This window comes from Streptomyces sp. NPDC001970, assembly GCF_053594115.1.
In genome coordinates this window covers 68,218-86,548 of sequence record NZ_JBSFDW010000032.1, presented here as the reverse complement: position 1 = coordinate 86,548, position 18,331 = coordinate 68,218, and the positions used below count along the sequence as shown (strand labels likewise).

Genomic DNA, 18,331 nt, shown 5'->3' with positions numbered 1-18,331 from the left:
ACGGGCGGGGTCCCGGTGAACCGGGGATGTTCGAGGATCTTGCGTTCTGGCAACGCGACCGAAGCCCGGCCCCGTGGTTCTCATCCGCCGTCAGCGAGGCGGTCGGCCGGGAGAGTGCCGGAGGTGACGCCGTCGGCCTTGGCTGCGTCGGCGAGGGCCTCCGCGGCGGCTTTTGCGGCCTGCACCGCGTCGTCGGCGGCCTTGTCGGCAGCCTTGTCGCCGGAGGTCCTCTCGCGAGTGGCCGGTGACTGTGGCAGCGCCTCGCTGAACGCGCGTGACACACCCTGGAGGGCGGACGTGACCTCGCTGGGGATGACCCAGAGCGTGCTGCCCGGACCCTGCGCGAGTTGGGGCAGTATCTGCAGGTACTGGTAGGCGAGGAGCTTGGGGTCGGGATCGTTGCGGTGCACGGCCTGGAACACCTCGTCGATGGCCCGGGACTGGCCCTCGGCCTTGAGGATCTCAGCGGTCCGGTTGCCCTCCGCACGAAGGACAGCGGACTGCTTGTCGCCTTCAGCGGTGAGTATCTGTGCTTGGCGCTGTCCTTCGGCCCCGAGGATCGCGGCCCGTTTGTCCCGCTCGGCCCGCATCTGCTTCTCCATCGCGTCCTTGATGGACTGCGGGGGGTCGATGGCCTTGATCTCCACCCTGTTGACCCTCAGCCCCCACTTGCCGGTGGCCTCGTCCAGCACTCCACGGAGCTGGTTGTTGATGGTGTCGCGTGAGGTGAGAGTCTGTTCCAGGTCCATCGACCCGACCACGTTGCGCAAGGTGGTGACCGTGAGCTGTTCGACCGCCTGAAGGTAGTTCGCGATCTCGTAGGCGGCGGCTCGTGGGTCGGTGACCTGGAAGTACACGACGGTGTCGATCTCGACGACCAGGTTGTCCTCCGTGATGACTGGTTGCGGTTTGAAGGAGACGACCTGTTCCCGCAGGTCGATCTGCGGATGGACGCGGTCGATGTAGGGGATGATGACGTTGAGTCCGGGTTTGAGTGTGCGGTGGTAGCGGCCGAGCCGTTCGACATTGCGGGCGCGTGCCTGGGGCACGATGCGCACCGCCCGCAGCACGGTGAAGACCGCGAAGAGTGCGACGATCAGGCCGGCGACGAGGAGCGCTGAGGCTTCCATGGTTCACTCCCGGGGGTAGACGAGTGCGGTGGCGCCGCTGATCTCCATGACTTCGACGGTCGTCCCGGGAGGAATCACCAGGGTCTCGTCATAGGCGCGGGCCGTCCATTCCTCGCCGCCGATGCGGATCCTGCCGTCCAGGCCCGTCACCTCCGAGACGACGTAGGCGGTCCTGCCGACCAGCGCGTCCACGCCGAATCGCTCCACCTGGGGTTGGAGCGTGCGGCGCAGTACCGCGGGGCGGACGAACAGGACGCTGGCCGCAGCGACGACGGTGAACACCAGGAACTGCAGGGGCAGCGGAAGGCCGAGCGCGGCGGATCCGGCCGTGACCAGCGCGGCCCCGGCCAGCATTCCCAGCGCGGCGGTGAGAGTGAAGACCTCTGCCGCAGCCAGGATCGCGGCAGTGATCAACCAGATCAGCCATGGATCCATTGGCTCCTCCTGACGGGCGCGGGTGGGCGAATGGCTGGACGAGGGCCCTTGGCCGCCGATACGGGGGCTCTGTGCACTTCCTGGAGGGAGACCTCCCGCGAAGCGGAGCTGTGCCGGTGTACCGCGCCCCAGGCGACTACCTCACAATTCTCTATAAGGGGTCTACCCGTACCAAAAGCAGAAATAGGGGCATTTACATGCAAAGCTGCAGTTTTTACGCCGATTCGTTGCCGGCTGTCGGCACGCCCATGGCATGCGGCGTCAATGTTTTGTGCCGTTCTCGATCATCGCCGGCACTGCCGTGACAGCCGCATCTCGGTGTGAGCCCGTCAAGCCGGCGCTCAGTCGCTCAGGGGGCGGTGGAACAGCCGGGCCAAAGGCTGGAAGTGCCGCTCGCCGAGTGATCCCGGTCGCTGCCCGCGACACCTCCCGCCCTTGCCCTGAATACGGGCACGTCGCGCAGGAGAACCGCCCCACACAAGAGAAGTTCGAGTGCACCCGGTGCGGCTTCCTCGCGAACGCCGACCACGTAGGCGCGCTCAATGTGCTCAACAGGGCCGGGCTGGTCCTCTGCGCGGAGGTTTAGCCCCTCTGACGCAGGAAGCCCGCGATCTTGGTCGTGGGCGGAGTCACGAGGTTCCATCAGGCGGCGGGCAGGTCACCTGGGTACGGCAGGTACCGCGGCATGTTTCGGTAGAATCGTCGGCCGTCACCCGCCTCAGGGCTCAAGCGGGGCTGATCGGGCATGCGTTGGGATCCGACAGGAGCCAGTGGACCCGAACGGGCTGTCGTCTGCTGTCACCCGCGCACGCGCCATGGCAGCTGCCGTCAACCTCGGCCACTCCAGGCCGGCGTGATACCCACAAGCCGGTCGGGCGACATGCCCGGCCCAAACGCCCTTCGAGCAGGTGCTCTTGACCCTCGCATGGATGCCTGCAGTGCCTGACATGATCCGGGTCCATGAGTGAGCGTTCCTTGTCGCAGGCGTGGCTGTCGTCATGGGCGACTACGGTCGCAGGTGCGCTGGACAGGATGACCGAAGGCTTCGAGGGCAAGCACGGCTTTCCCCCTGGGACCAACCAGGGGAACTGACGAAATGCGGTTCGTGGAGTGACGAAAGGCCGCCCGGCCGTCAGCCGGCCGGGCGATCGCGCTCATGGACTTCGAGATCCCCGAGCCGGCACCGCTCTCGACGACGAGCAGCGCCCCGGGCCGGCAGATGGTCGTCTTCTTCGGCCACCACCGCTGGCTGTGCCATGGGGCCGAGGTGGCCTTCGAGGATGGTCTGGGTGATCGGGGGGCGGTTCCAGAGAGCGAGGAGTTCGTTGGCGAGGGCCACGATCGGCGGCGTGCCTGCGCGGGCCGGGGCAACGCGTCCCGCCCCGACGATTTCGACAGCCGTCACTTCGTCACCGCCGACCGCCGCGGCGGCCCGGGGCGTGTCGACGCGGCGGCGTACGCCTCGGCGGCCCGGACATCCTCGTTCGCCGCACGGGAGATACCTGCGCTACGCACGTTCTGGGTGACTTGCCGCGCTTCAGGCGATATGCGATACGTGGAGTGAGGCCTTTCAACGCTCGCCGGGGACCCCCTGTCGGCCGTCCTGGAAGAGGGGAGCGCCGTGACAGGAGCGAACGAGGCCGCCGGGCGTGTGATCACCGGGCGCTATCGGCTCCTGCGTCGTCTCGGCGCCGGCGGCAAGGGGCGGGTGTGGCTGGCCTACGACCAAGAACTGGCGTGCGAGGTCGCGCGCCGGGCCGCCCCTGGGACCGCTGCCGCGCAAAGGCGACGAGGCCCGGCTGCCGCCCCACCCGCCGCGGCCCAGACACCGACGGGCCAGGTTCATTGCGGGGGTGGTGCTGGTGGCGCTGGCCGCGGCGGGCGGCGGCATCTACCTGACACAGTGCCGCTCCCCGGGGCCTGAGCCCCCCGCACCGACATCCGTGCTCTCGATCCGGGTCGGCGACTCCCCGCAGGGGGTGACGGTGTCCCCGGACGGGCGCCGGGTCTACGTGGCCAACTTCGCCTCGGGTTCGGTGTCGGTGATCGACGTCGCGACGAACCGCACGGTGGGCAGTCCCATCCCCGTCGGGGCCACCCCGGAGGGGGTGGACGTGTCGCCGGACGGGCGCCGGGTCTACGTGACCAACAGCTCCTCGGGTTCGGTGTCGGTGATCGACGCCACGAGGAACCGCACGGTGGGCAGTCCCATCCCCGTCGGCGACACCCCGGAGGGGGTGGACGTGTCGCCGGACGGGCGCCGGGTCTACGTGACCAACGCGAGCTCGAGTTCCGTTTCAGTGATCGACACCGCGACGAACCGCACGGTGGGCAGTCCCATCCGCGTCGGCCGCTTCCCGGAGGGGGTGGCGGTGTCGCCGGACGGGCGCCGGGTCTACGTGACCAGCCTGGGCCGCCCGGCCTCGGTGTCCGTGATCGACACCGCGACGAACCGCACGGTGGGCAGTCCCATCCCCGTCGGCTCCCGCCCGGAGGGGGTGGCGGTGTCCCCGGACGGGCGCCGGGTCTACGTGACCAGCTCGGGCTCCGACTCGGTGTCGGTGATCGACACCGCGACGAACCGCACGGTGGGCAGTCCCATCCCCGTCGGCTCCCGCCCCGCGGGGGTGGCGGTGTCCCCGGACGGGCGCCAAGCCTACGCGGCCAACGCTGATTCGAGTTCCGTTTCAGTGATCGACACCGCGAGGAACCGCACGGTCGGCAGCCCCGTCTCCGTCGGCTCCCGCCCCGCGGGGGTGGCGGTGTCCCCGGAAGGGCGCCAGGTCTACGTGGCCAATGGGAGCTCGAGTTCGGTATCGGCGATCACGTTCTAGTGCACGTCCGAAAGCCGGGGCTGCGCCCGGCCGATTCGGCGGACCAGCAGCATGGCCATCGCCCGGAAAGGGAATCGTCTCTCCGGACGCGCGACCGACCCGCGCGGGCGTGGGGCGGTCTTTGCCGGGTGGCCTTCTCGGCCGGGGCCTCACACGGCGTCTTGCCGGGTACAGGCCCGGACGGTGACGGCCTGGGCCGGTTCGCTGTCCGCAGACAGGGACAGGTGTTCGGCGCAGTCGCTGCGCAAAAGGTGCGCCAGGACCTTGGCGCCCAGGTGGTCCGGACTCATACGGCTCAGGGCGTGGCGGTCGTGGTGGCGGGTGGTCAGCAGGTTGATCACCTGGACGGAGCGGCCGGGTGGCGTGCAGGCAGGCGGTCGGCAGGGCGACAAGGAAGCGGCCGACAAGCCGGCCGATTCCGGGCGCGCAGCCGCGCAGAGCGGAGTGACCGCGTAACCGGGTAGCAAGACCGACGCGCCCAGCAGCTGCCCGCCGTGGCAGTGGTGCCGACGGGGATCGGCTCGCGAGAGTCGTAGCACGCGGCGCATCGGAATCGTGCCGGTGCCCTTTCCTCGCAGCCGACAGAGCTCTTCGACATCGGGTTCTGTTGTTGCAGGTCAGGTGCGCCCTCTCGGACATGCGGTCACATCTGGGGCACGCTCTTCGGCGCAGCGTGAAACTCCTGGTCAGTAACAAGACCCGGTCAATTTATGGCGGTGTACAGCCCGGCGGATCCCAGATGCGATTGTGGTTCTCGTCGTAGTGGTAACCCGTGCAGGAATCGAGTGGTGCCGCGCTTGACGATTCCGCCGTGGCCTTCGTTGTCTGAGGCACCGCCTCGGCGCTCGCCACGCCCACCGTTCCGGCGAGCAGCGCAGCCGTGCATGACGCTCCGACGAGGTGCCGGATGCGCTTCCGGGTGCTTATCGCCATAATGATCTCCTTTTCGGTCGGTATGTCACCTATGAACCAGCGTGGGAGCTGGCCCTGACGGTGTCAAACGGCCACCGAGGAAGTTCCCTCCTGAAGTCGCAGATGGGAGGTGAGCCGGCCGAGCCAACCCCCCGCCGGGCGCGGCGTCCTGCGCCCGCAAGGGCGGCGGTTGGCTTGCCCTGCTCGGCGGAGGCTGTCAGGTGCGGGAGGAAGGCGGCGATGACGTTCATGAGGCCGGTGATGTTGAGGTCGATCTGCCGCTGCCACTCATCGACCTTGAGTTCCTCGATGCTGGAGACGAGCTGGACGCCGGCGTTGTTGAACACGAGGTCGGCCTTGCCGAAGCGGTCGGCGACCTGATCGGCGGCCGCCTGGACGGCGGCGCGGTCGGTGACGTCGACCGCCAGGGCGAGAGCGGTGCCGCAGGAGGCCTCGATGTTCTTCACGACACCGTCCAGCTTGTCCTTGCGACGGGCGAGCACGACCACGGTGGCGCCAAGTTCGGCGAGGCGTTCGGCGGCGGCTGCGCCCATGCCATTGGAAGCGCCGGAGACGACGGCGACACGGCCCCGCCAGAGGGGAGCCGGAGAGGAGAGCAGACATGACAGGTTCCTTCGAGTGTGTGGTGGAAGTGGCGAACGCGGAACCGGCGGAGGCGGATCCGTAGCGGGCCAGGGATGCCCGGCCGGGCCGGGGGAGTGGCTGACCCAGCCGGGCTGTCGTGAGGCTCCGCGCACATGGGCGACGCATGTACCCCGGCGCTCAGGGGACTTACGCGGCGTCGTCGTGTGCGGTGGCCGCGGACTCCTCGCGCCAGGGGGCGAGGTCGTTGTTGATCTGCCGGAACTTGACCTCGAGGCGCTCGAGGGTGTCGCGGCCCAGGTAGAGGTGGGTGGGGAGCTTGTCGCCGGAGGTGACCTCGACGATGAGGGCGGCGCCCTTGACGGGGTCGCCCAGCTGGGCGTGGTTGGCCTTGTCGATCCAGTCCAGCGTCACGTGGGCGGGGGTGTCGTCGTAGTCGGCGATACGGTTCGCGGCCAGGGACAGCGAGCTGGTGTCGAGGAAGTCGGTGCGGAACACGCCGGGTTCGACGACCATCGACTGGATGTCGAACGGTGCTATCTCGGCGGACAGGGCCTCGCTGATGCCGGCGACCGCGAACTTCGAGGCGGAGTACATGCTGACGCCGGGCTCGCCCTCGAAGCCGGAGCGGGAGCCGATGTGCACGAGCTTGCCGGAGCCCTGCTTGCGCATGACGGGCAGGACGGCGCGGGTGACGTTGATCAGGCCGAAGACATTGAGCTCGAAGAGCGAGCGGGCCTTCAGGCGGGCGATGCCGAACATGGGGTGGTGGACGCCGTCGCCTTCGAGACGGCGGAATCCCAGGCGCGGCAAGGGGGCGGTGCAATGCCGGTCGAGGGCACCGGGACCGGGGGAACGGCACAGCATTCGGCCGGGGCATCGGAGCTGGTCAGCGACATATTGCGGACCCCGGCCGAAAACACCGGCCGCAGGTAAAGTGGAACCAGCCTGGCAGACGCTTGCGCGCAAGCGTCTGCGTGCCGGGAACGCGGCGGTACTGGATGGCCGGTATGGGTGCTCCCTCGAGAACTCGTTCCACAGCAGCAGACACCCCTTTGGGACCGTCGACCGCCGTGATCGTGGTCGACGACGCAGGGGTGGTACGGGGATGGAGCGAGGGGGCCGCGAAGCTTCTCGGCCACTCGACACCAGAGGCGCTCGGCAAACCGTTGTCGGACCTCTTCCTGCCGGTGCAAGGTGCGGCGCATCAGGCGGGCACTCCTGGCCTTGCCACCCGGCTCGGGTCACAGCAGGGCTGGGACGGCCTGCAGGCCGTACGCCATCGGGACGGCCACCGCCTTGACCTGGAGATCAAGATCCTGCCCGTCCAGGCCTCCGGCGAACGCTCGATGCGCCTGATCCTCGCCGCCGACATGGCTCGTACATGGTGGTCGAGCGCCAGCCGCTCGCTGCTGGAAGGGATCACCCGCACCGCGCCGGTGGGCATGGCCATGTTCGACACCGAGCTGCGGGTCATCTGGGTGAACGACACCATGGAGCACCTGTCCGGCGTCCGCCGCGAGCAGTTTCTCGGGCGGCGCCTGGGAGAGGTCCTGCCGGACCTGGATGTGGAACACACCGAAGCGGAGATACGCCAGGTTCTGGAGACCGGCCGCCCCTCGATGGGCCGTGAGTACTTCGGCCACGTCCTGTCGGAGCCGGATCAAGTCGCCTACTCCACCTCGTGTTTCCGTCTGGAGAGCGAGGACGGGGAATTGCTGGGCGCCTGCTTCATCGTCCTCGACACCACGGACCACTACCGCGCCCGGCAGAAGCTGACCCTGCTGAACGAGGCCCGCAAGCGCATGGGCAGCACGCTGGACATCCCGCACACGGCACAAGAGCTGGCCGACGCGGCCGTCCCCGGGCTCGCCGACCACGTCACCGTCGACCTCCTCGACTCGGTGCTCCGCGGCGAAGAGCCCTCACCCGGGCCCGCCGATGCCACCATCGCGGCCACCCTCTGCTGCGCCGGACACCGCGCCCTCCGGGGAGACGCCCCGCCGCCCACCCCGCTGGGTGAACCATGCGGCTACCCCGCGTCATCGCCCATCGTGCGCGCTCTGATCGACGGCGCCGCCGCACTGATCCCGGTACTGGACCCCACCGATCCTCACTGGACCGCCGACGACCCGGCCCGCAGCGCGCATCTGCGCGACCTCGGCATCCACTCGCTGATGATCGTCCCCATCCGCGCACGCGGCACCACCCTGGGAGCGGCCATCATCGGCCGCCGGCAGCCCAGAGGGCCCTTCCAGCCCGATGACCTGGTCCTCGCGGAAGAGCTGGTGGGACACGCCGCGGTCTGCATCGACAACGCCCGCCGCTACACCCACGAGCACGCCGCGGCACTGGCCCTCCAGTGCAGCCTCCTCCCCCGGGAAGTGCCCGAACAGAACGCGGTCGAGGCCGCGTACCGCTACCTGCCCGCCGACACGGAAGCCGGCGTAGGAGGCGACTGGTACGACGTCATCCCGCTCTCCGGAGCCCGCGTCGCCCTGGTCGTCGGCGACGTCGTCGGCAGCGGCATCCACGCCGCCGCCACCATGGGACGCCTCCGCGCCGCCGTCCAGACCCTCGCAGGCATCGACCTCGCCCCCGACGAGGTACTCGCCCACCTGGACGACATGGCCGGCCGGATCGCCGAGGAGGCCGGCGACGAATCCGGAGTGACCGGAGCGACCTGCCTCTACGCGGTCTACGACCCGGTCAGCCGCCACTGCACCCTCGCCCGCGCAGGCCACCCTCCACCCGCAATCGTCACTCCCCCCGGCACCGCCCGGCTCGTGGACCTCCCCAGCGGCCCGCCCCTCGGCCTCGGCGGTCTGCCCTTCGAATCCACCCGGATAACGGTTCCCGAGGGCAGCGTCCTCGTCCTCTACACCGACGGCCTCATCCACAGCCACACCCTCGACGCCGACCAAGGCGTCCAGGAGCTACTGGACACCGTCGCCGACCCACGGACCCCGCTGGAGGACCTCTGCGACGCCGCGGTCGGAAACCTCTGGGCCGACCGGGCAGGACCACGAGACGACGCGGCACTGCTCCTGGCCCGCACCCACACCCTGGGCGAATACCACGTCGCCTCCTGGGACATCACCAAAGATCCCGCCGCCGTCGCACCGGCCCGCGCCGAGGCGGCCCGGCAGCTCACGGAATGGGGGCTCGAAGACCTCGCCTTCACCACGGAACTGGTGGTCAGTGAACTCGTCACCAACGCCATCCGCTACGCCTCGGACCCCATCCGGCTACGCATGATCCGCGACCGCGCCCTCATCTGCGAGGTCTCCGACGGCAGCAGCACCTCCCCCCACCTGCGCCACGCCCGGACGACCGACGAGGGCGGCCGTGGCCTCTTCCTGATCGCGCAGTTCGCCCAGCGCTGGGGCACCCGCTACGCTGGGAACGGCAAGACGATCTGGTCCGAACAGCCCCTCCAGCCCACCGGACTGGAGCGCGACTCCAGCCTCGGCGGCCTCGACGCCTTCGCGGACCTCGACGCCTTCGCAGACCTCAGCGGCCACGACCTCGAGGGCACGAGTCCCAACGGTCGGCTCGACAACCCCGCAGAACCCGGGACAATCTGATGGGATTCAGCCACGCCGCGATACGGTGCTACGCGGTCCGCAACCGGCCCGCACCGAACCCGGCGCAATTTCCGGCTGAAATCCTCGAGGTCGCCGCATGATGCCGATCCGATCGAGCAGTCGTGGCTGACGCAGCCTCACGCGCAGCGCAACGGGTCACACGTGTGCGGGACGACGCGGCCGGACGCTACGCGCTGGCGCGAGAGTTCTACCAGCTCGCCATGGGCCCCCGCCACCAGTACGGCACAGCCGAGCTGAGCTTCATGCGCTGGTCACTCACCCGTGGCGTACTCGCGCCGGAAACCGCCGACCCGCCGGGCAGCCCCTGGTGGCGTGCTGTCAACGAACGGCTGCTGCGGGACAAGGCCGAGGCTCGCCTGCTGGCCACCGAGGCCACAGGTACAGCCAGCGCCCGCAGCGTCGAGCTCTGGGTCGACTTCATCCGTACACCGGAGCCCGGCCGCTGGTACCGCGCGCACAACGCCAGCATCGTCGCCGGCTACCTGCAGCACGAGGATCTGGCCGCCACGGAGCTGCAGGTCGAGCGATTCATGATGAACGTCGCACTGCTCCGCGTCCTGTTCACCCACGCCATGCTCGTGCAACCGCGACTCGCGCTCGGTCGGCTGGCCGCCCTCGGTCCCCTGTTGGCAGACCCCCGGCACCGGGCCGTCCAGATGTTCCTCGACCTGGGCCGGTCCTTCCCGCCCGAATACCCGGTGACCGCGCCCGTCGAGGACACCATCCTCGACGAACACGCCCTCGCCCGCATGCTCGACTACGGCGTGATCGCCCCACGGCTGCCCGCACTCTACGAGTTCTCGGCCGCGTCACTCGACCAGCCACGGCTGACAGACCTACTGGACGACGGGGTCCCGGCCTACGCATGGCCGCACGCCGACCGGCCGATCTGGTACATCGGCAACACCGGCCCGCACCTGCGTGCCATCGCCCGCGCCACCGGCGTACGCCTGCTCTGGGAGCGGTCACCCTCGGCCCCCGGCCGCCGCGGCCCGCACAGGTGACGGCGCAGCGCCGAAGAGCGATCCATCATGTGCCTCGCACGAGTTCCTGGAGACCCAGGGCCGAACCCGCGCGTGCACGGCCGGACATTCGGGCGTGCGGGAGCCGTCCGTCGTTCCCGGCCTGAAGGACTCTGCTGAGAATTCCGCGAATTGGGTTGTCAGGTGGCGAGTATGAGGGCTTCGAAGCGGGAGGTGCGGGTGTCGCCGAGCGGGGTGCCGGCGGCTTCGACGGCCTTGTACCGGAGTGTCACGCCCGCGGCTGAACCGCTCGGTGATGTCCTGCTGCTCTGGCGGGCGGCCGACCCTCTCGGAATCAGCAGCGCCGTTCGCTTCGGCAGCTCGCCGAACCGGGCGCGGCGCCGATTCGGCGGGCTCGGGGCTCTGCTGCGCAGGGTAGGTTGCATGTGCATCGTCTCTTCACGAGTTTGGTGACGGCTCCTGGTCGGTTGCGGGTCGTTAGGCCAAACAGGGCCGGGGCTCCGCCGTGGTAGCCGCCCAGGGGGTGCTTCTGTGGCGAGCGTCTGGGGCCGGCCGGAGCGGTTCAGCGGAGGTAGAAGTCCTTCCGGGCGGCCACGAACGCCTCGACCGATTGCGCAGGTACGCCCGTCACGCGCTCGACGTCGTCGGAGGCGCGGTCGTAGCGGTTCTCGCGGTGCAGTCGGGCCATGGTCGCGATGTGCTGTTCGGTGTGCGGCGGCAGGCCCACCTTGGCGAGCACCTCGGTCCGCCACTGGTCCAGCGGCACGTCCACGTAGGACACCGGGCGCCCCAGCGCCCGTGAGAACTCCTCGGCCATCTCCGTCATGTCGACCGTGCGCGGCCCGGTCAGTTCGTAGGCGTGTCCAATGTGCGGGGCCGGGTCGCGGAGCACCGTGGAGACCACCCGGGCGACGTCGGCAGCGGCGATCGGCGAGGTGCGGCCGGTGCCGAATGGGAGCGCGATGGTGCCGTTCTCCTTGATCGTCCGGGCGGGCAGCGCGGTGAACAGCGGGTTGTCCAGGAACGACGTCGGCCGGATGTGCACCACCGGCAGGCCCGACCAGTTCAGTACCTGCTCCGCCAGCCAGTGCAGCCGCTGCTGGTGCGACTCCGCGGTGCTGGTGGCGGTCATCTGGGACACTGTCATCTGGGACATGCCGACCAGGCCGTCCAGCTCCCCGTGCTCGCGGGCCACGCTGGCCACCACGGCTGTTGCCAGCAGGTGGTCCGGCGATACAGGCATGGCGAAGTACATCCTTGCGACACCCTGCAGTGCGGCCTCGACGCTCTCGGGCCGGGTCAGGTCGCCCACGACGACCTCTGCGCCGAGCGCCCGCAGCTCAGCCGCACGATCGTCGTCGCGGCGGACCATCGCGCGCACCGGCACGTCCTGAGCGCGCAGTTGTTCGAGGACGGTGCGGCCCACGCCACCGGCGTTCGCGATGAGAACAAGCTTGCTGGCAGCCATCGATCGATCTCCTTGTCGGGAGCTGAGCGGAGGTGTGATCACAGGTGCGTGTGGTGGGTGAAGGTTTCGGGACGTGCGGCCGAGTGGCTGGGTCGGATTCGCGGGATGCCGTGTGGAGGGGCCGGCCGCGTGAAGCGCGATCAAACGGTTCGGGCTGTGGTGTGCGGCGTTCCTTTGTGTCGTGGAAGTACCGATCGCCGCGCCGCACCGCCGCGTCTCTGGGACCGAGGTGCCAGTTCCTGTCCTCCCAGCCGCGGCCGAGGGACTTCGGGTCGGTTACCGGGCGCCGCGCGGTCGTGACCTCTTTCCTCAGCCTAAACTCGATGCCGGCTTCGAGCCCTGGGCCGAGTAGGGCGCGACTCTCCAAGCGTGACAGAGAGTGAACCTCGATCGTCCGGAGCCACCCAGCCCCCGCGTCACCTGCCGGCCGCGGCGGACCCCGCCCCTCGTGACGTGGCTGCTGCCCTGGTCGGGCGCATGGGCAGGAGGAGTCGCGGAGAGCAGAGGGCAGAGGAGCGGACGGCTCCCTGGCGGCAGTCGCCTCTCGGCGTCCGGCCCTGACCGGCGGCGCGTTGATCCTGGGGCCTGTACCGGGGAGATCCGCAGGGCGGCGCGCGGTCGATGCCGGTCCTGTGGCATCTGGACCGCCTGGTGTGGAGCGCACCTCCGCCCGGCCCAGCGGTCCTGCGCCCAAGGGCTGAAAGGGCGGCCGCCATGCAGGCTGGTCGCGGCCCGTTGCACCCCTGGGTGACTGACGTGTGTCAGCGGCCGGGGAACCGCTGCTTGATCTCCTGGAGCACCCAGCCGTTGTCGTCGGGGTCGCTGAAGGTGGCGAAGGAGCCGTAGGAGGCGCGGTCGGGGTGCAGGCCGGCAAGCCGCCCCTGTCCCTCGACCTGGTGGGTGACCTCTCCGGCCTCGTGGCCGTGGTACAGGAGTCCTCCGGCGTCGTGGAACACCTCGCTCACCTCGATGCCGCGACCGACGAGCTCCGCGCGGGCCTCCTCGATGTCGGCGACGATGAGGTACAGGCCCTGCGCCGAGCCTGGCGCGGCGGAGGTCATCCCGGTGCCGAACATGATCGAGCACTCGGAGCCGGGCGGCGTGAAGTGCACCGCGCGCCAGTCCTCACTGACGGCCTTGTCGAGATCGAGACGGAATCCCGCTGCCTCATAGAAGGCCTTGGCCCGGTCGACGTCGGAGACGGGCAGAACGATGACTTCGAGTTTCAGATCCATGAAAATGCCCCTCTTTCTCGCATAAGTCGCATAGTGGACCAGTCTATGAATGGGCCGTTCCGTTTGCTCCAGCGTCAGCGGCGAAGCCGAGACCTGGGCGCTTAAGGGCATATACTCGTATTTGCGATGTGCTAAGGATGCACCCCAACGCAGGGCGCGGCCGACATCGGCCGGAGGGGGCGAGCGGCACCGATGCACGGCAGGCACCTGAGCGGCGCCTGTGGAGTGCTCTCCGCGAGCCTCCGTTTCGTTCGGTGGAGCCAGGCCCGGGTGTGGGGCCGGCTCCACCGCGTCATCCTCGATGGGCTTGGGGCCCGAGGAGCGCTGGACCGGTCCAGATGCGCCGTCGATCGACTCGGTCAGCGTCCGGGCGGCGGAAGGGGCGGCTGACGGGACCGAATCCGCCCGACCGCGGCAAGAACAGATCGTAGATCCACCTGGCCGCCGACTGGTATGGACTCCCGCTGTCTTTCAGTACCTGCGCTGCCGATCTTCGTGACGGTCAAGCCCTCGCGCTCGTAGGGCTATTCCTCGTCTCGGCAGAGGCAGAACGGGTGGCCGGCCGGGTCGAGGAGGACTCGGACGTTCTCGTGCGGTTGGTGGCCGGCCACCGAGGCTCCCAGGGCGACCGCCTCGGCGACCGCGGAGTCGAGGTCGCCGACCTGAAAGTCGAAGTGCATCATGGGACGCTGTTCCCCGTCGGCGGGCGGCCACGTGGGGGCCTTGTAGCCGGTTGCCTGCTGGAACACGAGATACATGGGTCCACCGGGGGCGGCGAGTACGGCCGTTCCCGGTTCCTCGTGCCCGATGGGCCAACCGAGCAGCTCGGAGTAGAACTTCGCCAAGGCACTGGGGTCGGGCGCTTCGACAGCGGTTCCCCACCACATGCCATCCGTCCGAGATCGCACGGTTGCAGTGTGTCGGAGGGCCTCGGCGATGTCCATGAAGGGTTGGCCATGCCGCGTTGAGCGTGGCAAGTCGCTCCGTGAGCTGTGACGTACCGTCATCACCACGCCGCTGCCAGGGGGTTGTCGCTGCGCGCGAGCTTGGTTGGGTGGCCGGGTACCGAGCCGGTCGTGCCCCCATGGGCATGCGGACTGTCCGGCGTGGAACGCTAGAGGTCGAGGACAACTTCGGTGGTCGGTTGGCTGCAGCACGCCAGGATGGTGCCGGGCTCGGGGGGCTCGAGGGGCTGGGGGATGTAGGTGATGTCGCCCGAGACGAGGGGGGTGATGCAGGTGTGACAGACGCCCGTGCGGCACGACCAGCGCGTGGGAATGTCGCAGGCCTCGGCGAGTTCGAGGAGTGATGTGCGGGCGGCCGACCAGCGGGCGGCGATGCCGCTGCGGGCGAAGGTGACGAGCGGGCCGGTGCCTGTGGGACCAGGTGGCTGGTGCGGTCTGACCGTCGTGGTCGGTGTGATGCCGGGGTTGATGGCGGGGAGGGCGCTGAAAGCTTCGGTGTGGATCTGCTCGGGGCTCAGGCCGTGATCGCGCAGGTAGCGGCCGAGGTTGTCCATGAAGGCGGGTGGTCCGCAGACGTAGGCGTCGGCGTCAGGGGGAACGCCCATGGCCGCCAGTGAGTGGGCGGTCAGACGCCCCTGACTGATGTGGGGCTCGTCGGCGTGCGGGGAGGGTTCGGCGGGTGCGGTGTAGGTGATGTACTCGCGGGCGTTGGGGAGCTGTGCCACGAGCGCGCGGGTTTCGTCCGCGAAGGCGTGGTGGGTGCGGTCGCGGGCGGTGTGGATCCACCACACCGGCCGTGGGTCTTGTGCCGCGGTGAGGTGGTGGAGCATGGCCAGCACGGGCGTGGCGCCGATTCCTGCGGAGATCAGGACGACGGGGCGGGTGCCGTCTTCAAGGACGAAGGTGCCGCGAGGGCTTGCGATCTCCACGAGATCCCCGGGGTGGACGCTGGTGTGGAGGTAGCTGCTGACCTGCCCGTGGGGCTCGTGCTTCACGCTGATGCGGTAGTAGGTACCGGCACCGGGCGCGGAGGACAGGGAGTAGCTGCGCACCGTGGGGGCGGCGTGATTCGTGGTGAGGCGGATGGACAGGTACTGGCCGGGGCGGGCCTCGGGCAGCGGCGCGCCGTCGGTGGGCTCGAGGTAGATCGAGGAGACGGTGGGGGTCTCGGGGACGATGCCGGCTACGCGCAAGGTCTTGAAGCCGGGCCACTCTGGTTCCTGTGTCGGCTGCTGGGCGCTCGCGAGTTCGCGGAAGGACTGCTGCCAGCCAGGGCTGAGGGCGGGGATGTTCAGTGCTTTGCGCAGCTTGGCGGGGTCGCGGTCGGGGAGGTAGAGGAGCGCGTCGGTGTCGGCGACCGTGAGTTCTTCCGGGCCCTTGCGGGTGAGGGTGATCTCGTCGCCGGATCGGACGTGTCCCTCGGTGATGACGCGCAGGTAGAAGCCGGGGCGGTGGTGGGCGACCAGGAGGGACGCCATGGCGGGTTCGCCCAAACGCATGCCGACGCGGTAGCAGGTGACGCGGGGCTGGGTGACTTCGAATTCGGCTTCGCCGACGCGGTAGCGGTCACCGATGCACACTGCGTCGTCGGGCAGCCCGTCGACGGTGAAGTTCTCCCCGAAGATGCCGAAGGTCAGGTCGTCGCGGCCGAGGTGCTTTTGCCAGTAGTGATAGGACTGCAGTTGGTAGACGAGGATGGCGCGCATCTCGCCCCCGTGCCCGGCCAGGTCTCCTTGACCGTCGCCGTCGATGTTCAGCCGCCGCACCATCCGGGGGCCCTGCACGGGGGCCTTCCACACGCCGGTGTGCACGGTTCTTCCCTGCCAGGAGACGTCTCTGGGCATTCCTACGTTGACGGACAGCAGCGTCGCCATTGCGATTCTCCTGTGTGGGTGGCCGACGGGGGTCGGGCCCCTTACGCCGCCGAGATCTGCGTGCTGCGGCCGATCCTAGTTCTTGGCCGGTGCCGCCGCTATCTCGCGATCATGAATCTTCTGAGGCATGGGCCGAGATATTCCGAATGGTCGAGACGGGCGTGGAAATCGGGTGGAGCCATTCGCGTTTCCTCGGCTGATCAATTGATATCGCGCATGGTGCGGGGTGGTGCCGCGCTGCATCAGAATGATCACATGGAGTGCAAGTTCGAGGTCCTTATCCTGCCCGTGAGCGATGTCGACCGTTCTTCGACCTTCTACACCGAGCGGCTCGGCTTCCGGCTCGACGTCGACTACGGACCCAGCGCCGGCTTCCGCGTCGTGCAGCTGACGCCTCCCGGCTCTGCCTGCTCGGTGCAGTTCGGGGTCGGCCTCACGGATGCTGGTCCGGGCTCGGTGAAGGGCCTGTACCCGGTGGTCTCCGATCTCGAAGCTGCACGAGCCGAGTTGGTGGTCGCGACGTGCGGGGGAAGGACGGGGCGGCCGTCTGCGGATCGCGTGCGCGGAGACGATGACGGCCTGGCTGCTCGTACCGGTGCTGTGGCACTGGCGGACGCGCTGGCCCGAAGTCCAGCTGGACCTCGTGGAGTTCACCAGCGCGGACCGCATGATCGAGCACCTGATGGCCGACGGCACCGACCTGGTCGTGGTGCCTGAGCCGACCGCCACTTCCGCACATGTCGAGGTGCTGGGCAGTGAGGAGATGGTGGTCGCCGCGCCCGCCCATCCCTTCGCGGACCGGGAGTCCGTCGCGGTGCAGGACCTCGCAGGCGAGCCGTTTGTGCACTACGACCCTGATAACGGCATGGGTGTGTGGATCGACGAACTCGTCGCGGCCCGACAGGCCGCTCTGACAGTCGTGTTGAGGACGCGCCGTCCGGGGCCCAGCCGGCAGGGGCCGGGACGGGGGTGACGATCGCGGCGGTGTCCGCGCCGTCGGGTCGGCCCTCGGCCGTGGTGCGTCGTCTGGAACCGCGTGTGCACCGCGACATCCTTGCCGTCACGATGGTTCCCTCCGACGCGCTGGTCCGCAGATTCATCGCCGACCTGCGGCTGCGGGGTCTGCCCAAGGTCGACACGGCAGCGGGGGGCCGGCCGGAGGGAGGCGCTGCTGCGAAGGGCCGAGCCCCGCCGCCCGCCTAGGGACTGCCTACTGGCTGCGTGAGGTGCTACCCGGCGGCGTTGACGCGGGTGCGCTGGTAGTGGCGCCTGGCCTTCATCCTGTTGCCGCACACGGCCATCGAGCACCAACGAGCCTTGTTGGTCTTGCTGCGGTCGAGGAGGAAGCGCCGGCACTCCGGGTTGGCGCACGGCCGCAGCCGGCCGGGCGTCGCCTCTTGCAGCGCGCTCCAGATCATCACCGCCTCGACCGCCATCCGGCGCTCAGCAGGGGCGTCGATGTCCCAGGACACGCCGGTAGGGGAGACGTGCGGGCGGGAGGTGACGCCCTTGAGGAGCGGGGTCAGCGACGTGGCCGGCCGGCTGCCGCGCACCACACCCTGCAGGGCGTCGCGAGCCTCCAGGAGGTGCCGGCGCTCGTCCGCGGTGCCGCTGCCACCGTGTGCCTGCTGCCAGGACCTGGCCGCTTCCGAGTCCGCCAATTGGTCCTGGACGACCCCATTGACCACCGGCGTGGTGTTGAGGAGCTCCAGCAGTGCGTCCTGCTGCACCCGTTCTGCCGCCATCACACTTCCTAACCAGATCAATTCCCTTGACAGGTTACATGAACCCATTCATTCTAACCATAGAAACAAGTTTTAACGGTTCCTTTCCTCCTTGGCTGGGGTGCTCGCACCTGTCGGGCGGGCGGCAGTTGCAATGGGAAGGGTCGGACCCGTGATCGCGCGCCCGGCGATGCACTTCAGGGGTGGCGGCAGGAGCTGTTGTGTCTGGTGGCGGCCGCAGGCGAGGCGGCCACGCCGGCCGGCCGGTCTCCGGTGGGGGCGGGCGTGATGCGCGCCGCGGGGCACGCCTCGCGCGGCTGCGAAGGGGGCGAGGGCTCGCTCCCGGCCGATGTCCGATAGGGGTTCCGCGTCCCGCGTCTCGCCGTACGTCGGTGCCTGGCCCGAGGGTCCGCGGCTTCGCCGGTGCCGGGTGCCGGTCGCCTCCGGCCGGTTGGTTTTGGAGGCTCGTGAAGCCCGGCGGTGTGGCGCGGATGGCGCGCGAGGTGGGCGCGGCCGGCATCGGCCGGCGGGTGCGCTGACGGCCGACGGCTGCACTGGTA

18 protein-coding genes and 2 pseudogenes are annotated in these 18,331 nt (G+C 69.4%); 10 read left to right on the top strand and 10 right to left on the bottom strand.

Features of this window, described 5'->3' with window-relative positions; all coding sequences use genetic code 11:
* Positions 1 to 80: 80 nt before the first annotated feature.
* Entirely contained in the window at positions 81 to 1,130 is a 1,050-nt protein-coding gene (locus tag ACWCP0_RS31285) for an SPFH domain-containing protein (protein WP_451082124.1), read from the bottom strand.
* 3 nt (positions 1,131 to 1,133) lie between these two features.
* Positions 1,134 to 1,565, bottom strand: coding sequence for an NfeD family protein (locus ACWCP0_RS31280; protein WP_451082123.1), 432 nt, complete (start codon positions 1,563 to 1,565; stop codon positions 1,134 to 1,136).
* Positions 1,566 to 1,818: 253 nt separating this feature from the next.
* Here ACWCP0_RS31280 and ACWCP0_RS31275 point away from each other — a divergent pair, with 253 nt between their 5' ends.
* From ACWCP0_RS31275 to ACWCP0_RS31260, 4 genes are all read left to right on the top strand, one after another.
* Positions 1,819 to 2,151 (top strand): zinc ribbon domain-containing protein, encoded by a 333-nt coding sequence (locus ACWCP0_RS31275; RefSeq protein WP_451082122.1) that lies wholly within the window; start codon positions 1,819 to 1,821, stop codon positions 2,149 to 2,151.
* A gap of 374 nt (positions 2,152 to 2,525) precedes the next feature.
* Positions 2,526 to 2,657 (top strand): hypothetical protein, encoded by a 132-nt coding sequence (locus tag ACWCP0_RS31270; RefSeq protein ID WP_451082121.1) that lies wholly within the window; start codon positions 2,526 to 2,528, stop codon positions 2,655 to 2,657.
* Between the two features lie 64 nt (positions 2,658 to 2,721).
* Complete coding sequence (locus tag ACWCP0_RS31265) at positions 2,722 to 3,129, top strand: hypothetical protein (RefSeq protein WP_451082120.1); 408 nt, start codon at positions 2,722 to 2,724, stop codon at positions 3,127 to 3,129.
* A gap of 289 nt (positions 3,130 to 3,418) precedes the next feature.
* Positions 3,419 to 4,399 (top strand): YVTN family beta-propeller repeat protein, encoded by a 981-nt coding sequence (locus tag ACWCP0_RS31260; protein WP_451082119.1) that lies wholly within the window; start codon positions 3,419 to 3,421, stop codon positions 4,397 to 4,399.
* A gap of 149 nt (positions 4,400 to 4,548) precedes the next feature.
* Here ACWCP0_RS31260 and ACWCP0_RS31255 read toward each other — a convergent pair whose 3' ends face one another.
* The 3 genes from ACWCP0_RS31255 to ACWCP0_RS31245 form a co-directional block, all read right to left on the bottom strand.
* Positions 4,549 to 4,740: a hypothetical protein gene (locus tag ACWCP0_RS31255; protein WP_451082118.1), complete on the bottom strand. Its 192-nt coding sequence runs from the start codon at positions 4,738 to 4,740 to the stop codon at positions 4,549 to 4,551.
* Between the two features lie 621 nt (positions 4,741 to 5,361).
* Positions 5,362 to 5,865 carry an SDR family oxidoreductase gene (locus ACWCP0_RS31250; RefSeq protein ID WP_451082117.1) on the bottom strand — a complete coding sequence of 168 codons (504 nt, stop codon included), beginning with the start codon at positions 5,863 to 5,865 and terminating at the stop codon, positions 5,362 to 5,364.
* Between the two features lie 238 nt (positions 5,866 to 6,103).
* Positions 6,104 to 6,727, bottom strand: coding sequence for an SDR family NAD(P)-dependent oxidoreductase (locus ACWCP0_RS31245; RefSeq protein ID WP_451082116.1), 624 nt, complete (start codon positions 6,725 to 6,727; stop codon positions 6,104 to 6,106).
* A 260-nt stretch (positions 6,728 to 6,987) separates the two neighbouring features.
* Here ACWCP0_RS31245 and ACWCP0_RS31240 point away from each other — a divergent pair, with 260 nt between their 5' ends.
* Together ACWCP0_RS31240 and ACWCP0_RS31235 are read left to right on the top strand one after the other, a co-directional pair.
* Positions 6,988 to 9,501 (top strand): SpoIIE family protein phosphatase, encoded by a 2,514-nt coding sequence (locus ACWCP0_RS31240; RefSeq protein ID WP_451082115.1) that lies wholly within the window; start codon positions 6,988 to 6,990, stop codon positions 9,499 to 9,501.
* A gap of 122 nt (positions 9,502 to 9,623) precedes the next feature.
* Complete coding sequence (locus ACWCP0_RS31235) at positions 9,624 to 10,526, top strand: hypothetical protein (RefSeq protein WP_451082114.1); 903 nt, start codon at positions 9,624 to 9,626, stop codon at positions 10,524 to 10,526.
* A 541-nt stretch (positions 10,527 to 11,067) separates the two neighbouring features.
* On the opposite strand, the gene ACWCP0_RS31230 is transcribed toward ACWCP0_RS31235, so the two are convergent.
* The gene (locus tag ACWCP0_RS31230) at positions 11,068 to 11,973 is read right to left on the bottom strand and encodes an NmrA family NAD(P)-binding protein (RefSeq protein WP_451082113.1); all 906 of its coding nucleotides are present in this window, start codon (positions 11,971 to 11,973) and stop codon (positions 11,068 to 11,070) included.
* A gap of 761 nt (positions 11,974 to 12,734) precedes the next feature.
* Complete coding sequence (locus ACWCP0_RS31225) at positions 12,735 to 13,208, bottom strand: VOC family protein (protein WP_451082112.1); 474 nt, start codon at positions 13,206 to 13,208, stop codon at positions 12,735 to 12,737.
* 213 nt (positions 13,209 to 13,421) lie between these two features.
* On the opposite strand from ACWCP0_RS31225, the pseudogene ACWCP0_RS31220 reads away from it, so the two are divergent.
* Positions 13,422 to 13,720: pseudogene (locus ACWCP0_RS31220) on the top strand (IS5/IS1182 family transposase); the annotation flags it as partial.
* A 12-nt stretch (positions 13,721 to 13,732) separates the two neighbouring features.
* Here ACWCP0_RS31220 and ACWCP0_RS31215 read toward each other — a convergent pair.
* Entirely contained in the window at positions 13,733 to 14,116 is a 384-nt protein-coding gene (locus ACWCP0_RS31215) for a VOC family protein (RefSeq protein WP_451082111.1), read from the bottom strand.
* A gap of 206 nt (positions 14,117 to 14,322) precedes the next feature.
* Positions 14,323 to 16,047 carry an MOSC domain-containing protein gene (locus tag ACWCP0_RS31210; RefSeq protein ID WP_451082110.1) on the bottom strand — a complete coding sequence of 575 codons (1,725 nt, stop codon included), beginning with the start codon at positions 16,045 to 16,047 and terminating at the stop codon, positions 14,323 to 14,325.
* Positions 16,048 to 16,158: 111 nt separating this feature from the next.
* On the opposite strand from ACWCP0_RS31210, the pseudogene ACWCP0_RS31205 reads away from it, so the two are divergent.
* The 3 genes and pseudogenes from ACWCP0_RS31205 to ACWCP0_RS31195 form a co-directional block, all read left to right on the top strand.
* Positions 16,159 to 16,386 (top strand): annotated as a pseudogene (locus ACWCP0_RS31205) (hypothetical protein); the annotation flags it as partial.
* A gap of 232 nt (positions 16,387 to 16,618) precedes the next feature.
* Positions 16,619 to 17,020 (top strand): LysR family transcriptional regulator substrate-binding protein, encoded by a 402-nt coding sequence (locus tag ACWCP0_RS31200; protein WP_451082109.1) that lies wholly within the window; start codon positions 16,619 to 16,621, stop codon positions 17,018 to 17,020.
* A 65-nt stretch (positions 17,021 to 17,085) separates the two neighbouring features.
* A complete protein-coding gene (locus ACWCP0_RS31195; RefSeq protein ID WP_451082108.1) occupies positions 17,086 to 17,250 on the top strand; it encodes a hypothetical protein in 165 nt (54 codons plus the stop codon).
* 26 nt (positions 17,251 to 17,276) lie between these two features.
* Here ACWCP0_RS31195 and ACWCP0_RS31190 read toward each other — a convergent pair whose 3' ends face one another.
* Positions 17,277 to 17,792, bottom strand: a complete 516-nt coding sequence (locus ACWCP0_RS31190) for a CGNR zinc finger domain-containing protein (RefSeq protein ID WP_451082107.1) — start codon at positions 17,790 to 17,792, stop codon at positions 17,277 to 17,279.
* Positions 17,793 to 18,331 lie beyond the last annotated feature (539 nt).

Excerpts from the sequence above, each read along its gene's own strand:
- ACWCP0_RS31210 (WP_451082110.1), bottom strand. The coding sequence starts at position 16,047 with ATGGCGACGCTGCTGTCCGTCAACGTAGGAATGCCCAGAGACGTCTCC.
- ACWCP0_RS31225 (WP_451082112.1), bottom strand. The coding sequence starts at position 13,208 with ATGGATCTGAAACTCGAAGTCATCGTTCTGCCCGTCTCCGACGTCGAC.
- ACWCP0_RS31280 (WP_451082123.1), bottom strand. The coding sequence starts at position 1,565 with ATGGATCCATGGCTGATCTGGTTGATCACTGCCGCGATCCTGGCTGCG.
- ACWCP0_RS31285 (WP_451082124.1), bottom strand. The coding sequence starts at position 1,130 with ATGGAAGCCTCAGCGCTCCTCGTCGCCGGCCTGATCGTCGCACTCTTC.
- ACWCP0_RS31200 (WP_451082109.1), top strand. The coding sequence starts at position 16,619 with ATGACGGCCTGGCTGCTCGTACCGGTGCTGTGGCACTGGCGGACGCGC.
- ACWCP0_RS31270 (WP_451082121.1), top strand. The coding sequence starts at position 2,526 with ATGAGTGAGCGTTCCTTGTCGCAGGCGTGGCTGTCGTCATGGGCGACT.
- ACWCP0_RS31250 (WP_451082117.1), bottom strand. The coding sequence starts at position 5,865 with ATGGGCGCAGCCGCCGCCGAACGCCTCGCCGAACTTGGCGCCACCGTG.
- ACWCP0_RS31265 (WP_451082120.1), top strand. The coding sequence starts at position 2,722 with ATGGACTTCGAGATCCCCGAGCCGGCACCGCTCTCGACGACGAGCAGC.
- ACWCP0_RS31230 (WP_451082113.1), bottom strand. The coding sequence starts at position 11,973 with ATGGCTGCCAGCAAGCTTGTTCTCATCGCGAACGCCGGTGGCGTGGGC.
- ACWCP0_RS31275 (WP_451082122.1), top strand. The coding sequence starts at position 1,819 with ATGCGGCGTCAATGTTTTGTGCCGTTCTCGATCATCGCCGGCACTGCC.
- ACWCP0_RS31190 (WP_451082107.1), bottom strand. The coding sequence starts at position 17,792 with ATGGCGGCAGAACGGGTGCAGCAGGACGCACTGCTGGAGCTCCTCAAC.